We start from the raw sequence: 16,682 nt of genomic DNA, 5'->3' as shown, positions 1-16,682 counted from the left end.
TCCGCTGATTCCATTTCAGTAAACAACAAAAAGCGCGGGGCAACCCGCGCTTTTTTATAACCCGACACATCAATCAAAACTCGAAGATCGACCTGAAAATCCCCGGTGCGATAACCGATATCGGATTGATCGTAATATTCGGCTGTTTGGCATTGCCAGTCAGCTTATAGGTAATACCGATCAAACCACGGTCGCGGCCATTGCCAAGAATAGCTCCGAGCAGCGGCAGTTCAGCAAACAGCCGGTTCAAACCATAAGCAGGCATAAATGTGCCGGTGATCTCCATATTGCTGTTCCGGTCATAGAGTATCCCCTGAAACGTCGCCCCAATCAGCGGCCCGCGAATAACACCGCTTTTCAGCGTGAGGTAGCCTTCGCCTTTTTCGACCTGTGCAAAGCCACGCTCAAAATCCACCCGCGACACATCAATATTTTTGCGCACAGCCTGATTAAGGCTTTTACCGCCATTGGCACCACTGGAGACAACTTTATCAAGGCGCGGCTCATTAACCACAGAGAAATTGCGCGCATCAATCGCCCCATAGAGCGGCCCTGTACCTTGCGATGTCAGATTAACAGTAATTTTGCCGCCATACATCTTGTCGTAAAAATCAAAGAAACGCAGTACAGCACCCGCATTGGCGGCATTAAGCGCCAAAGAACTGGCGCCCTTCTGATTGCTCGACGTGGCATTAACCTGGCTATTATTAGCCGCCAGAGCATTCAGCGATACGCCTGAAACTTTGGCGCCAGCAGTTTCATAAGATACCGTAACATTGCGCAGGCTTTCATCGTAAAAGCCTTTGACCTCGTCAATATGGGCATTAACGACAATACGCTGCGAAATACCGTTACTGCCTTTACGGTCTTTCTTTTCATCCGCATTACCGGACATCGCCTGCTGGATCAGCGCGCGTGCATCAAAGGCTTTGCCACGTATATCTGCACGGTAGCCATTGCCGGAGCGACGCACTTCAAGGTTCAGATCATCATTGCGGGTCAGGCTGAGTTTACGGATACTCGCACTCTGCAACTCATCATTTTGAAGTGTAAGATCGCCGTTAACATGAAAGCCGGTACCCGATAACACAAGATTACGAATGAGCACCGGCTCTTTGCTGTCTTTAGGAGCTTTCATATCCAATGTCAGCTTGGCCGGTATGCCTGCACCTTTTTTCCAGCCCAGCCATGGCAGGCTCACGCTGGTCTTGGTGAGGTCTGCGCTGATTTTCCGTACATTGCCCTCAGCCTCACCCAGATCGAGCGTCAGCGGCCCTTTAAACAGCTGATTGAGTGCAGGATAATAGGCTTCACGGGTTTTATCATCGAGCTCCAGCCTCACAGATTGCTGGCGCTTAATCGTGGCATCTGCCAAAGGCTCAACCAGTGAGAGCTTAGCCGGAATATTATTCAATCGTGCCGATGCGGTAATTTTTGCCACATCATCATTCACACTCATCGTACCTTTGGCCTGCGATACCTTCTGGCCATTAAACGGTTTGTTGAGTTCAACATTGTCAAAGGCCAGATCGGCCTGCCATTGCAGACTGTCTTTTGGGGCATTTTTAGTCACAGAAAATGCGACTTTCACCTTGGCTTTCACATCACCTGTCAGATCGTCAGCAGTGAATGGCAGGCTGCGCAAGGCATTGATTGGCTTATACCCCACCAGCTCGGTAATGGCGCCCGCCTCTCCGCTTAAATCCAGATCAAGATCAGCAATAACCGGTCGCTGCCTTCCCCATGGAATGAACAAGGTGCCGCCGGCCACATCAATGCGGCGGTTGGCAGCGGTAAAGGCAGAACCCTGTTTAAGATTGATCGTGGTATGGGCTCCACGCACAGCGACCGAGCCCGATGCATCACGCACCGGCGGAATATCGCCGATCACATCAAAACGGGTATTTTCAACGTTAAAATCAACTTTAACATCAGATTCTGTGAGGTCTGGCGGCAGACCGGGCCCGTTAAAATGACCGGCAGGCAGCGCAATATCAATTTTACTATCAATGACATTACCGCCGAACAGGTTTTTCAGCACCCAGTCTCTGGCACCATCGGCCACATTCAACGGCCAGAGCTGCTTGGCATGTGCCACCGGCATTGTCGGTATACGCAACAGAAAGATCATTGCCGGTGAGCCCTGACCGAAAATCATCCGCCCCTGACCATATAACGCACCGGTCTCGGTTTTAACATTCAGATCATTGAAATCAACGCGGCTGGCATCCTGCATCAGACGACCGACAACCTTAACGCCAAACGGCAATGGCGCCTCATCAGAGTTTTCAGGGGCGCTTAAAGCATTGCGTGAAATCAGCTCAAACCGGTAAGCGGCCTTATTCGCAATATCATCTGTTGCTGGCTGTTCATTCCCAACCGGCTGCGATGCATTATTGGTTTTTTCATTGTTCGGAACTGCGGGTTCCGTGCCAAAAGCCCCCTCAAATACGCTACGTAACCCGCCAAGGTTAAAGGCAAGCGATTTAATTTCAACCTTTTCACCGCCCGATACATGCTCGAAATCGAGCGCTATATTGCCTTTAACGCCGTGTTCACGCCCCATATCGACAACATTGTCATTAATAAGCAAACGCCCTGTAAGCGTTTCTTTTTGCCCGTCAGCGGCAGCATGGCCAGTCAAAAGCAGCGAAGCTACGCCACGCGCATAAAAATAGGCCGGATTTGGGCGGTCATCCGCAATCAACGGCATCACCTCCTGCGGTGAGCCTAGACTGACCTGCATATTATCCACCGCCACAGAAAAGGCCGCAGCATGCGCAGGATTATCCGAGCGGGTCATTTCAGCTGTGATCGTGCTGGTTTGCCCCTGCCACACAAATTCAGCACTTAGCGTCACATTCTGTCCGCGCTGCTTAACCTGTGCATTTCGGATAATGATTTTCTGCTCTTTATCCATTGCATGAAAAGCCAGCGTAACATCGCGCAAGGCAATGGCCTTGGTGCCGCGCATATCCAGCAAGCCCAATGTTTGGTCAACAGCGATAAAAACTTCACGCGATAATGCATCAAAGTTAACTAAACCACGATCATTAAAGGGTAATTTAAAAAATGGGTCGTTTGTTTTCTTGCCTTCTTCCAGGCGCAAAACAGCATCGCTGATTTCAATCTGCGCCACCTGCACCGAGCCGGTTAACAGCGGCAGCGGTGCCAGTCCGAGCTTGACCACACCAAGCTTTTCAACCGAAATATCCTGAATACTGCTTTTTAACTCAACATCGCGGGCTTCAAGCGCCAAATGGCGATTACCATCGAGCGAAACCTGCGCCGCATGAATGGTAACGCCTGCATCAGCTCCTAAAATATCCTGAAGACGGCTCTGTGCTTCATCGCGCAACATATCGCTGTTAATGCCTGAGCGCAGCAACACAAAAGCAATACCAACAAGGATAATCAGAGCAAAAAGAACCGAAAAAAATGCACGCGAACAACGCTTCGCAAAACTCGCGCGCCTACGGCGCATAGATTTGCGAATGACACGATCCTGCTTCACGGCAGGACTGTCCGGATAAGCTCCGGCTGAAGGATACTGATCCAGACCTTGTATGTCGCGCTTGCTAAAGCGGATTTTTTTCGGTTGTTCTTTCAAAAACTTAAATCACTATCCGGGTTGTCTGCACCTGATTGTACATATTTTTAAAAGAAACAATCTCAAACACAACGCCCCAACGGATCATCATTTGCATTGGCTGTAAATAGCACGTGAAAGCAGCATAGCTGATCATATGATAATGTCGCTTCAGAATCGCATAAAAAACAAAAATAAACTATAAATTCCAATACGGGTATCAGCATTTCAGCCGTTCAATAAAGATGAAGAAAGGCGCACTTATGACAAAACCTTCCGAAGGCAGCAATGATGCAGCAAAAACACCAGCCCTCCAGGCCGGTGACACAGCGCCCGCCTTCTCTCTGCCAAAAAACGGTGATGACACACTCTCCTCATCAAACTTAAAAAATAAAGCCTATGTGCTGTATTTCTACCCGAAAGATGACACCAGCGGCTGCACGCGCGAGGCCATCGATTTCAGCGCGCTTAAACCGCAATTCTCTGCTCTTGAGGTAAGCATTATTGGCGTTTCTCCGGACAACGCAACTAAACATGATAAATTTATCAGCAAGCATGATCTCAGCGTAGACTTGCTTGCCGATGAAGAAAAAGTGTTAAGCGCAGCCTATGGCGTCTGGATTGAGAAAAGCATGTATGGTCGCAAATATATGGGTATCGAGCGCTCAACATTCCTGATCGGTCTTGATGGAAAAATTGCGCAAGTCTGGCGCAAGGTTAAAGTAGCAGGCCATGCTGAAGCGGTACTGGAAGCTGCGCGTGCTCTGCACGCATCATAAAGCTTGATCTCTGTCAGTGTTTCCGCTGCAAAACGGAAACACTTTTTTAACCGTGATACAGTGTATGATCTGCGCAACAGTCCACAATGGTTTTAACAAGCCCCACAGTTTGTTATAGTTAGGTCAACAGCAGGTTAAACGCGTTAAAATGCGCCATATAAAGGCCGCAGATATAGTTTGAATTTGAACAATACTGAACCGCAGGTTTTACGGGATAAGACTATGCCAAAGACAATCAGATTGCTGCATTTTTGGTTTGCACGCCACTCTGCCCTGCACGCAGAGCAGCGTCGCTATGCCAAAAATTGGCTGACACGCAGTCTGACTTATGGTCTCACCGGAACTTTGGCAACCGGCCTCACCGTTTCTCTGGTTGCCGGTGCGTTGGCAGCATCTGTTCAGTCTGCTCAGGCACCGGTTGCCAATACCGTGCTTATTATGGACCAAAGTTTAGCTGCACCACCGGTTCCAGAGCAGGTTATTCCTGTGCCTGCGCTTATACAGCCTATGCCGCCAATGCCTGATCAGCGCTATAATGCAAAATTGCATGAAGGTGCGGTTGAGCTGAATGCCGATGCAAGTTTTGCCGGCATTGACCCTTTTATAACAGGGCCGGTTCCTAAATAAGTCTCAGTCCTGATAAAAAGCCACATAAGAAAAAGCCTCCGGCAAATCATTTACCGGAGGCTTTTTGCATTTCAAGCGATCTCAAGAGCATTTCACTATCAAGTTGATAGATATGACAATGCGAAACTCTAAAATCTAGAGCGTGCTCTGCGATCCAACCTGAACGTTATCCGCTCTAGAGCATTTCGTAGTCCAATGGAATCATTGGGCGGCCACGATAATGCTTAAAAACAATAACTTAGAGCGGATTACATGATCCAATTTAAACGTTATCCGCTCTAGTTTAATCGATATCCTGCACATCCGCTTTTGTACCATGTACACGCTGTGCCAGTGCAGCTTCCATAAACTCATCGAGATCACCATCAAGAACATCCTGCGGGCTGGAGCTTTCAACACCGGTACGCAGATCCTTGACCATCTGATAAGGCTGCATGACATAAGATCTGATCTGATGTCCCCAGCCGATATCTGTCTTAGAGGAGTTCACTTCGCTCGCAGCTTCTTCACGCTTTTTCAGCTCATCTTCATAAAGACGGGCGCGCAGCATTGACCATGCCTGCTCCTTGTTTTTATGCTGGGAGCGCTGTGTCTGACACTGCACCACAATACCGGTCGCAAGATGCGTAATACGAACAGCAGAGTCGGTAGTGTTAACGTGCTGACCACCAGCGCCTGAAGCGCGATATGTATCAATACGCACATCCGATTCCGTTACCGCAACCTCAATATTGTCGTCAACAACCGGATAAACCCAGATACTGGCGAAAGAGGTATGGCGGCGTGCATTGGAATCGAAAGGTGAAATACGCACCAGACGATGCACACCGGATTCGGTTTTCAGCATACCATAGCTGTTATGGCCTTTAACGAGAATGGTTGCGGATTTAATGCCCGCTTCTTCCCCGCTTTGCACTTCCATCACTTCAACCTTACGGCCGTCGCGTTCACCCCAGCGCGAATACATACGCAGCAGGATTGAAGCCCAGTCCTGGCTTTCAGTACCGCCGGCACCGGCATGCACTTCCAGATATGCATCATTGGCATCCGCTTCACCGCTGAGCAGCATTTCAATCTGACGCTTATCCAGATCGGCTTTAATCGCTTTAATCGCGTTTTCAGCATCCGTGACGATTGACTGATCGCCCTCTTCCTCACCCATTTCTATCAGCTCGATATTATCATCAAGCGAACGGGTCAGGCTCAGAATACCATTAATACTGTCATCCAGTTGCTGGCGCTCACGCATCAGCTTTTGCGCTTCCTGCGGATCATTCCACAAGGTTGGATCTTCAGCACGATTGTTGAGATAGTCGAGTTTCTTCAGTGACTGATCCCAGTCAAAGATGCCTCCTCAGCAGGCTTATGGCCTGCTTGATTTCAACAACCAAATTCTCAATCTCGGCACGCATGGCTGCGGCTCCTTATATTAGTATTCGGCAAAATACCGCCGTTTCATTTTTTATGCTTTTATCCATAAAAATACAGCACGCATTGCTTGCGTGCTGTATTTATGTTGCTGAAACCTCTATGAAGATTACGACAAATCCTGTCAACAATTTCGCAGGATTTTATGATTTTACCCGCAAGAATTACCAACCTTAATAAAGCCCGCCCGAGCCGGAATTAATGGCTTTATTGGCTTGAGGCGACTGCGGCTGCACAGGGGCCCCCTCCTGAAAGCTGTCGGCACCGATAACAGAATAGCTGTCGGCAGGGCCGGTTCCGGGCTTAAAGGCTTCCATAATCACATCCGGACCACCAGGGTTTGCGCGCATGCCAGTACGACGATTAATGGCAATCATGGTCATGCCTTCCGGCACACGGAAATCAACTTTAGGCGTGCCCTGTAAAGCAACAGTCATGAAGTCTTTGAACACAGGTACCGCAAGACCTGAGCCGGTAGCGCCGCGACCAAGCGGACGTGGCGTGTCATAACCAAGGTAAAGACCAACAACCATATCCGGCGTATAGCCAACAAACCACGCGTCTTTTTCATCATTGGTTGTACCGGTTTTACCGGCAACCGGACGATCAAGACTGAGCAACATACGGGCAGTGCCGCGTTTAACAACGCCTTCCATCATCGAAGTGATCTGATAGGAGGTCATCGGATCAAGTACCTGATCACGCTCGTCAACCAACTCAGGCTCGTCCTGATTATTCCACTCGGCAACATTACAGTTGAGGCATTGTCGCGCATCATGTTTGAAAATGGTTTTACCGTAACGATCCTGCACACGGTCAATCATTGATGGCGTTATAGAGCGTCCGCCATTGGCCATAATCGAAAAGCCGGTAACCATCCGCAGCACTGTAGTTTCACCAGCTCCGAGAGACATGGCCAGCACCGGCAGCATCTTGTCGTATATACCAAAACGCTCGGCATATTCGGCAACCGTTTTCATGCCCATATCCTGCGCCAGACGAACGGTCATCAGGTTACGGGATTGCTCGATGCCATAGCGCAAGGTTGATGGGCCGGCGAATTTACCGGAATAGTTTTTCGGGCTCCAAACGCCAAGCGATCCGCCCTGATCTACTGAAATCGGTCCATCCAGCACCACAGAAGCCGGCGTATAACCATTATCAAGGGCCGCGGCATAAACGAAAGGCTTGAAAGATGAACCGGGCTGACGATAGGCCTGTGTAGCGCGGTTAAACTCTGACTGCGCATAGGAGAAGCCGCCGACCATAGCCAGCACACGACCTGTATGCGGATCCATAGCAACCAGCGCCCCGGAAATTTTAGGGATCTGGCGTAAGCGATAAGCATCAGCGCTATCCGCTTTTTTCTCAACATAGATCACATCACCAACGCTCAGCACACCCGCCGGAGACTTAGCTGTTGTACGCTTGCCATTGGTATCCATGCGTAACGCCCATTTCATATCGGCAGTTACGATACGTCCGGTCTCACGTGCATCATCAATCTTACCGCCGGGATCGCGGGCTGGTTGCAGGCCGATTTCAAGCGCATCAGAGGTGGCATCCAGTACCACTGCGAGCCGCCATTCAGGCACATCCGACAATGCCGGTACCGCGCCTAAATCCACACCCCAATCCGAACCGAGATTCAGGTGTTTAACCGGGCCGCGATAGCCTTGCGCTTCATCATAACGGATAAAGCCGGTATGCAGTGTTTTGCGCGCCATGATCTGCAATTTAGGATCAAGCGTTGTACGTACAGACAATCCGCCCTCAAGCAATGAATTATTACCATAGCGCGATACGATCTGGCGGCGCACATCTTCGGCAAAATACTCACTGGCAAACAGGCGGCCATCAGCATTATGCGGCTTTACACCAAGTGGTGTGGCCTTCGCATCCTTGGCGTCCTCAACAGTGATATAGCCGTTTTCCTGCATACGGTCGATAACCCAGTTGCGGCGCTCAATGGCGCGCTGGGCATAACGATAAGGATGGTAATTGGCAGGGCCTTTCAGCAAAGCTGCAAGATAAGCAGACTCGCTGATTGTCAGCTCATTGACCGACTTATCAAAATAAGTCAGCGCCGCACCGGCAATACCATAAGCGCCCATACCAAAAAACATTTCATTGAGATAAAGCTCTAAGATCTGATCTTTGGTGAAAGTGCGCTCCATACGCAGTGCTACAATGGCTTCTTTGATTTTACGGTCATAGGTCTGCTCGGATGAGAGCAGCATATTTTTTGCCACCTGCTGGGTAATGGTAGAAGCGCCCACCGGGCGGCGGTCATTACCGGTCAGCTTATTGACAATATTGGTTGAAACCGCACGCGTCAGTCCAAGATAATCCAGACCGTGATGCTGGTAAAAGGTTTTATCTTCGGCAGAAACAAAAGCCGCTTTAACCCGGTCAGGAACAGCCTGAATTGGCAGGAACATCCGGCGCTCTTTATAATACTCAGCCATCAGGCTGCCATCAGCCGCATGAACGCGGGTGGTAACCGGCGGTTCATATTTGGCAAGCACCTCATAATCCGGCAGGTCTTTGCTTATACTGCCAACATAGAAGGCCACGCCTCCCGCAACGAGCAGCACCAGCACCGTTCCGATGCCAAAAAAATATCCGATGAGCCGTACCATATTTTATCCGGTATCCCGTTTCAGATTATCTGCACTATATATCATTAACTTAACAAAATCTCACAACGAGGTTTTACAGGCTTACAGACACTCCTGATTTTCCGCGTTATTCATGAGCTTTGTCCTGAATTCTAATGGACATATAGGGCATTGACATAAAATTCTATGCTATAGCCACAGCAGACATCAGTGTCATGCCCGTGCAGCTCGCCTGCTAGCAACAGCGTCCTTTCGGGTAGTGAACAGCAAATACGTCAAAGACAAGATGTATTTCATGTTTTTAACCATTAATTCATTTCTGTGACGGTTTTGACGCAGCAATTTCTTTGCCGTACCCTCACTGGCTATCATGCCTACAACCAAGTCCTAAACTATGGTTGAGCCTGCACACTATGACGAACACCATAATATTTACTCACTGCATAGGCGATGCGCTCTACCGCACGTTTCCGCCAGGCGACATCTTTCAACAGCTTTTCATCATCTTTATTAGATAGATATCCTATTTCTACCAATACGGAAGGCACATCCGGCGCACGCAGCACCTGAAAGCCTGCAAATCGGTGCGGATTATTGATCAGATTAACCTCACCTTGCAAAGAGCTAACCAGACTATTTGCAAAACTCAGAGAAAAAGAATGCGTTTCACGCTGCGTGAGTTCCATCAGAATATCATGCACAACCGGCGCTTCTTCACTGTAAATACCGGCACTGGCATCGGAGTTGTTTTCACGATCGGCCATGGCTTTAGCTGCATCATCCGAGGCTTTGTCAGATAAGGTATAAACTGTCGCACCGCGTATTTCTTTGTGCTGGATTGTATCCGCATGGAGTGAGATAAATAAATCAGCCTCATGCTCACGTGCCATACGCACGCGCTCACCAAGCCTCAAAAATGTATCATCGTCACGGGTCATCAGCACATTGATAGTTTTGTCTTTGGCTAAAACATCACGCAACTCACGGCCGAAAGTCAGGGTTACATTTTTCTCTAATGTACCGGATGCACTTTCAGCGCCACTGTCAATTCCACCATGTCCGGGATCAATCATCACGGTAAATTTATGCGGTGAGCCAAGTGTTTCGCTGATTTCAGCAGGCTTACTGCCCTCACCCTCAACCTCCAGCGAAGCACTGGCCGTCTTTTGTGCAGCAACAACACGTGCAAATTCACGCTCTGAACCGGCAACAACATCAACCACCATACGATAACCGGATGAGGATTCGTTTTTCAGCACTTCCAGTTTTTCAACGGTAAAAGGGCCTTTGGCATTCAGGATTAAACGGGAACGCTTTTGAGCAATCAAACCATAGCGCACTTCAGTGATCAGGCCGCGCGGCTCCAATGATTCTTTGGCAAAACCAAAACTGGCTTCCGGTAAATCAATCACCAGCCGGTGCGGGCGTGTGAGCAAATGGGTTTCCACTTTCGGCTCACGATCAAACATCACCACAATACGGCTGCGCAGATCATCGCCAACCATTCTGAAAGTCAGCGCTGCAAGCTCAGGCTTGCTTTGGCTCACCGCCGGTTGAGGCAGCAATACAAGTGTGAGCGCACAGCCAAATGCCAGCACTGAAAAAGTAATATCTGTTCTAAAAAACCGGAAAACCATTGCCCTGATCAAATTGCTGCAAACCTGCATTATAAAGCACCCATAAAAGCCAAGCCTGTAAAGTTCAGCCCGTATAGTTCATATTGGATATCAATCAGCCAAAATAGCTGCTTTTACGGCAGACTGGATTATTTTTGACAAAAAGGACAAACGCAGAAACTTCAACCTGCTCCCTGACCAGCCTGCCCTGCTTATCCATCATTATGCTAAAGCTTTATAGTTAATGAAGCCTTTGCAGATATATTTGTCGTGATGTGTAAAGGCACTTTTATAGTGGGACAATAATTATCTGTAATTTAAAGGCCTTAACCAGCATCAGCGCTGAGCAGATCCATATCTGCATACAGCACGGCATAATTCAGCCTTTGTGACGATTTATACTTCCCATAATATAGCCAAAACCATAGCTTATTACACAAATATAACAGTTTTTAAAAATATAAGACATTGAAATATATAAGGTTTTTACTTATCATCTAAGCCTGCCGGTTTGCAACTGGTAAGCAGGATGATTATATTCTGCTTGTCATGTGGCTGATCAGGTCCTAAAAGCAATATCAGGTTACAGATCCGTCATCGGAATCATTCCCTGCCCAGCGTCAGGTTAACACCCGCGAGCAGGCTCTTATCGTGATGGATCAGTGCAGAACCTGACATAAGTTTTTTGTCAGAAAACTGCGGAGTGATCAGTGCAGATTGGTTTCATTTCCCGAAATTAGTCCGTGGGTCAGAGCGTAACTGAATAGGAATTCAGCACTGGGTAGGTTTACTCCACTCACTGCTTTTAAAGACTGCGATTTATGTGAGAAACCATAATTTGCGTTCTGTAATTTGCGGCGCCGCGCGTTGTTTGAAACGCCAGTTAAGGATACCGCAACACTTTTGAATTGCTGCGTATTTATCCTCCGGGAGTTGCGCGGCACTATAATCGGCCTGTTATCAGGTCTTTCGAGGTCGTTTCGATCGGAACCACTATGGGTCATGCAGACTTGACCATTACCAGCCTGAAAATCGCGATCGCCGCTAGGCATCAGCGCGTGAAGGCTGCACTCTGTGTTCCGGCGAACCTTAATTTATCCGGCAATCGCGAATATATTGGCACCAGCGCTACAGATGCGTCTTTGGTTACCCTTAATTTGCGTTTTTCCGCCGGAAGGAAAAACACATATGTCGAACAAAATGCTTATCGATGCCTCCCACCCGGAGGAAACGCGCGTAGTTGTGGTGCGCGGCAATAAGATCGAAGAATTCGATTTTGAATCTGAGCATAAGAAACAAATTAAAGGCAATGTTTATCTGGCACGCATCACCCGCGTAGAGCCATCTTTACAAGCTGCTTTTGTTGAATATGGCGGCAACCGTCACGGCTTCCTCGCTTTTTCGGAAATCCATCCGGATTATTACCAGATTCCTGAAGCCGATCGTAAAGCGCTGATTGAAGCTGAAGCCCGTGCTGCACGTGAAGAAGACGATGAAGAGCGTGAGGAAACCCCGCGCCGCAATAGTCGTCGTGGTCATAATGACCGTCGTAGCTCAGGTCGCAACCGCAATAATAACGGTAAAAGCAACGCGGCAGTGCCTGCACTGCCTGCACCGGAATTTGTCGGCGACTTTTCGGAGCATGCACAGAAGCTTTATGCGGATGCATTGCTGACAGCACAAAACAATCACACAGATGATGATAGCGATGATAATGCGTCAGCAATGGCAGCGTCATCCGATCAGCCTGTGATCCGTGAAAAAACCTCGCGCAATCATAATTCCCGCTCGAAAAACAGCGATAATGATGACGATGATGATCACGACGACGATGACGAAGATGATCAGGTAGAATCCATTGGCGCAGAAGATGCGATGGAAGAACTGCCGGGTTCAAACCGCGTTCATCGCAAGCATTATAAAATTCAAGAAGTGATCAAACGTCGTCAGATCGTTCTGGTGCAGGTTGTTAAAGAAGAGCGCGGCAATAAAGGCGCGGCTCTCACCACCTATCTGTCACTTGCCGGCCGCTATTCCGTTTTGATGCCAAATACCGCACGCGGAGGTGGTATTTCACGCAAGATTACCAATATCCAGGATCGTAAGCGCCTTAAAGATATCGTCAAGGAACTCGAAGTGCCGCAGGGCATGGGGGTGATCCTGCGTACCGCCGGTGCCAATCGTACCAAGGCCGAAGTACGCCGTGATTATGAATATCTGATGCGCATGTGGGACAATGTCCGCACGCTGACCATGCAGTCGCAGGCACCTGCCCTTGTTTATGAAGAAGGCAATCTGATCAAGCGTTCGATCCGGGATCTTTATAACAAGGACATTACGGATATTCTGGTTGCCGGTGAAGCAGGCTACCGTGAAGCCAAAGACTTCATGCGTATGCTGATGCCAACCCATGCCCGTGTTGTGCAGCCCTATCGTGATATTACGCCAATCTTTGCCCGTAACGGCATTGAAGCCCAGCTTGATCGTATGCTGCATCCGCAAGTAACATTGAAGTCCGGCGGTTATATCATCATCAACCAGACAGAAGCTCTGGTGGCGGTTGACGTGAACTCCGGTCGTTCAACCCGTGAAAGCTCGATTGAAGACACCGCACTCCAGACCAATCTGGAAGCCGCCGAAGAAGTTGCGCGCCAGCTTCGTCTGCGCGACCTTGCTGGTCTGATCGTCGTCGACTTCATTGATATGGAAGAAAAGCGCAATAACCGTGCTGTTGAAAAACGCATGAAAGATTGCCTGAAAGACGATCGCGCCCGCATTCAGGTTGGCCGGATTTCGCATTTCGGCCTGCTGGAAATGTCGCGTCAGCGTATTCGCGCTTCCGTGCTTGAAAGCACAATGCAGCCTTGCGCCCATTGCGCAGGCACAGGTCTGATCCGCTCGGATTCATCTATTGCCCTGTTCGTTATTCGCTCGATTGAAGAATACTTACAGCGCAACACACAGAACAACATTACTGTCCGCACGCCAATGGCAACCGCACTTTATGTGCTGAACCATAAACGTAACCTGCTGACAGAAATGGAAGCTCGTTTTGGTCTGACTATTGAATTGCAGGTCGATGAAAGCGTTGGCCACCAGCATATGGTAATTGACAAGGGAACGCCATCTACCGGCCCTGTCAATCCTGTTCCGCAGACAATCCAGTTCATGCCTTATGATGAGGAAAATGATCCGGAAATTATCGATATTGACGCCGAGACAGAAGTTGAATCTGAAGCAGCGACAACAGATGATAATACGTCTGGTGAAGAAACCGGTGATGACCGCAAACGCAATCGTCGCCGCCGTCGTCGTCGGGGTGGACGTGACCGCGATGCATCCGATGCGTCAGAAAACTCAGGCGACAATGCCGGTGACGATGATTCAGAAGATGATGACAACCGCGATTCTGACAATGACACGGATGAGAACTCAGCTCAGTCTGAAGAAGATCGTCGTAAGAAACGTCGTCGTGGACGTCGTGGCGGCCGCAAGAACCGTCGTGGTGAATATGACAATGACAGCCGCGTACCAGCAGTTGAATTTGTCGGTTATAGCCGTGATGAAGCGCTCGCGCGTTTGAGCAGCCAGAGGGCAGCAGCAAATCAGGCCGCCGCTCTGCTACCTGCACCTGAATTTGTGGGCTTCCAGCCACAAGCACAGGGCACCACAGCAGCGCAGGATCAAGATGCAAAACCGCAAAACGCCAGATCAGCGCGCTCGCAATCCAGCAACAGACGCAACAACCGTAAGCCTGCACCTGTCCAGACGCCTGCGGCTGAAATTGTATCCGTTGTCAGCGTAGAGCAAGATGAAGCGCCGCAGGCTGAAGCACCTGTGGAAGTGGCCGCACCGGTTGAACCAACTGAAACCATAGCCAAACCGGTGCGCAAACGCACCGCGAAACCACGCACCAGCAAAGCAGCAGTTGAGATTGCGGCTGAAGTTGAGACAACAGAAGCTGTGGCAACAGATGATGAAGCCACTTCAAAACCGGCCCGCAAACAAGCTGTTCGCAAGCCGCGTGGCAAAAAGGCAGTTGAAGCAGAAGCGGTCGCAGAAACTGTCGTGTCCGCTCTGCCGGTTGCAGAAACACCAGTCGTAGCACCTGCTCAGATTATTGAAGCACCTGCTGCTGTTGAGACAGCTGTAATTGCTGAACCTGCGACTGAGAAACCGGCTCGCAGCCGTGCAGTTGCGCAAGCGCCGTCCAAGCCGGTTGTAACATCCCAAGCCACAACTGCTACTAAGAGTGAAGAAACTTCTGATCAGCCTAAACGTGGCGGTTGGTGGCAGAAAAAGGGCTTCTTTTAAGCCTGATCAACATCAGGAAAACTGAGGACCGGTTTTCCTGATGCATTTCACTATCAAGTTTATTCAACTTGATAGGTATGACAATGCGAAAACTCTAAAATCTAGAGCATTTCGTAGTCCAATGGAATCATTGGACGGCCACGATAATGCGTAAAACAATAACTTAGAGCGGATTACATGATCCAATTTAAACGTAAACCGCTCTAGTGCGCTATAAATACAAAAAAAGCCGCGGGATCATCCGGCGGCTTTTTTGTATTTAAACTTAGCAAGCTGATATTTTACAGCCAGCCTTCCAATCTATGCATAGCTTCACGCATCTCATCCGCGGTACCAGCGTAAGAAAAGCGCATGGTACGATGACCTTCCAGCGGATCAAAATCTAGCCCTGGTGTTGCCGCCACATTGATCTCGGCAATCATTTTACGGGCAAAAGCCATACTGTCATTGGTAAAACGCGACACATCGCAATAGGCATAAAAAGCACCATCCATAGGTGCTGCCAGCGTCAGCCCTATTTTTGGCAGATGCTCACCAAGGATAGAGCGGTTCAAAGCATAACGCTGTTTGATAAGCTCAAGTTCATCGGTCGCTTTAAAGGCTTCCATCGCTGCAACCTGCGACAGTTCCGGTGCGGAAATATACAGGCTTTGGGCAATGCGCTCATGCGGACGCACTGCATCTTCAGGCAGCACCATCCAGCCGATCCGCCAGCCGGTCATGCAGTAATATTTCGAAAAAGAATTGATAACCGTCACACTATCATCAAAAGCCAATGCGGTTTTATCTGGCCGGTCATAGGTCAGGCGATGATAAATCTCATCGGAGATTACCCGAATATTCCGCTCTTGGGCGGCTTCAAGAATAGCCTTTAATTCATCATCGGCAATGATTGCACCGGTCGGATTGGCAGGGCTGGCAAACAACACACCTTTCAGCGGTTTTTCTTCATGCGCTGCAATCAGTGCCGCAGCGGTCAAGCTCGCATTATCCCCCTCGCCGGTTCCGATTTCCACAACCTCAACGCCAAGCGCTTTAAGAATATTACGATAGGCCGGATAGCCCGGACGTGTAATTGCCACACGGTCACCCGGATCAAAATATACCAAAAATGCGAGATTAAACGCTGCCGAAGAGCCGGTTGTAACTGCGATACGCTGCGGGCTGACCTCTACGCCATATTGATCAGCATAATGCGCAGCAATATTTTCACGCAGTGAAATCAGCCCTAAAGCGTCGGTATAGCCAATTTTACCATCAATCAGTGCCTTTTTAGCGGCCTCACGCACGCGCAAAGGTGCAGGATCAGCAGGCTGGCCCACCGCCATGGAAATCATGGATGCGCCCATAGCACGCCGCCTGTTTGCTTCGGCCAAAACATCCATGGCATGAAACGGATCAACATCACTGCGGTAAGAAAAGCGTCTCAAAACTGCGTCCTTAAATAGTGTCACGATCAAGCTTTTATCAGCGGATACGTGTTAATAGCGTCATTTCTGTGAGAGTGCTTAACCCGAAGTCGCAGTATCAACAAGTCCGAAGCGACCACAGTGACAGTAAACAGCATCCTTATTAAAATGCTTACTTTAAATGCATATCCCGAACACATCGCTCAATCACATAGAAAATTGCCATAAAAAAGGCTGGAAATACATGCATTAAACCTCAGCATTATGGGATAAACGCTATAGAGCACATCAAGATAGAT

General features: G+C 49.1%; 8 protein-coding genes. 3 read left to right on the top strand and 5 right to left on the bottom strand.

The features are described 5' to 3' along the window. Positions 1 to 73 precede the first annotated feature (73 nt). Entirely contained in the window at positions 74 to 3,610 is a 3,537-nt protein-coding gene (locus tag MP213Fo_RS13755) for a DUF3971 domain-containing protein (protein ID WP_421089528.1), read from the bottom strand. A 242-nt stretch (positions 3,611 to 3,852) separates the two neighbouring features. Here MP213Fo_RS13755 and MP213Fo_RS13750 point away from each other — a divergent pair, with 242 nt between their 5' ends. Both MP213Fo_RS13750 and MP213Fo_RS13745 read left to right on the top strand, forming a co-directional pair. Then, a complete protein-coding gene (locus MP213Fo_RS13750; protein WP_421089527.1) occupies positions 3,853 to 4,368 on the top strand; it encodes a peroxiredoxin in 516 nt (171 codons plus the stop codon). Positions 4,369 to 4,590: 222 nt separating this feature from the next. Further along, positions 4,591 to 4,995: a hypothetical protein gene (locus MP213Fo_RS13745; protein ID WP_421089526.1), complete on the top strand. Its 405-nt coding sequence runs from the start codon at positions 4,591 to 4,593 to the stop codon at positions 4,993 to 4,995. A gap of 283 nt (positions 4,996 to 5,278) precedes the next feature. Here the strand turns inward: MP213Fo_RS13745 and prfB are convergent. The 3 genes from prfB to MP213Fo_RS13730 all read right to left on the bottom strand — a co-directional run bounded on the left by prfB (position 5,279) and on the right by MP213Fo_RS13730 (position 10,681). After that, positions 5,279 to 6,407 (bottom strand): peptide chain release factor 2 gene (gene prfB, locus MP213Fo_RS13740; RefSeq protein ID WP_421089525.1). Its coding sequence is split into 2 segments (ribosomal slippage): positions 5,279 to 6,337 and positions 6,339 to 6,407, totalling 1,128 coding nucleotides; the frame shifts between segments, so codons are not numbered across the junction. 189 nt (positions 6,408 to 6,596) lie between these two features. Next, entirely contained in the window at positions 6,597 to 9,065 is a 2,469-nt protein-coding gene (locus tag MP213Fo_RS13735) for a penicillin-binding protein 1A (protein WP_421089524.1), read from the bottom strand. Positions 9,066 to 9,436: 371 nt separating this feature from the next. Further along, entirely contained in the window at positions 9,437 to 10,681 is a 1,245-nt protein-coding gene (locus tag MP213Fo_RS13730; RefSeq protein ID WP_421091157.1) for an N-acetylmuramoyl-L-alanine amidase, read from the bottom strand. A 1,167-nt stretch (positions 10,682 to 11,848) separates the two neighbouring features. Here MP213Fo_RS13730 and MP213Fo_RS13725 point away from each other — a divergent pair. Beyond that, positions 11,849 to 14,974, top strand: a complete 3,126-nt coding sequence (locus MP213Fo_RS13725; protein ID WP_421089523.1) for an Rne/Rng family ribonuclease — start codon at positions 11,849 to 11,851, stop codon at positions 14,972 to 14,974. Positions 14,975 to 15,255: 281 nt separating this feature from the next. Here MP213Fo_RS13725 and MP213Fo_RS13720 read toward each other — a convergent pair whose 3' ends face one another. Beyond that, positions 15,256 to 16,359 carry a pyridoxal phosphate-dependent aminotransferase gene (locus MP213Fo_RS13720; protein ID WP_421091156.1) on the bottom strand — a complete coding sequence of 368 codons (1,104 nt, stop codon included), beginning with the start codon at positions 16,357 to 16,359 and terminating at the stop codon, positions 15,256 to 15,258. Positions 16,360 to 16,682: the final 323 nt, after the last annotated feature.

The sequence above is a fragment of the Pseudochrobactrum mosebachae genome (assembly GCF_048914685.1).
Lineage (GTDB): Bacteria > Pseudomonadota > Alphaproteobacteria > Rhizobiales > Rhizobiaceae > Pseudochrobactrum.
The sequence above is the reverse complement of the archived record's forward strand: the minus strand, read 5'-3'. Positions and strand labels throughout refer to the sequence as shown.

Coding starts and splice junctions, on each gene's coding strand:
- MP213Fo_RS13750 (WP_421089527.1), top strand. CDS start 3,853: ATGACAAAACCTTCCGAAGGCAGCAATGATGCAGCAAAAACACCAGCC.
- MP213Fo_RS13745 (WP_421089526.1), top strand. CDS start 4,591: ATGCCAAAGACAATCAGATTGCTGCATTTTTGGTTTGCACGCCACTCT.
- MP213Fo_RS13735 (WP_421089524.1), bottom strand. CDS start 9,065: ATGGTACGGCTCATCGGATATTTTTTTGGCATCGGAACGGTGCTGGTG.
- MP213Fo_RS13730 (WP_421091157.1), bottom strand. CDS start 10,681: ATGGTTTTCCGGTTTTTTAGAACAGATATTACTTTTTCAGTGCTGGCA.
- MP213Fo_RS13725 (WP_421089523.1), top strand. CDS start 11,849: ATGTCGAACAAAATGCTTATCGATGCCTCCCACCCGGAGGAAACGCGC.
- MP213Fo_RS13720 (WP_421091156.1), bottom strand. CDS start 16,359: ATGGATGTTTTGGCCGAAGCAAACAGGCGGCGTGCTATGGGCGCATCC.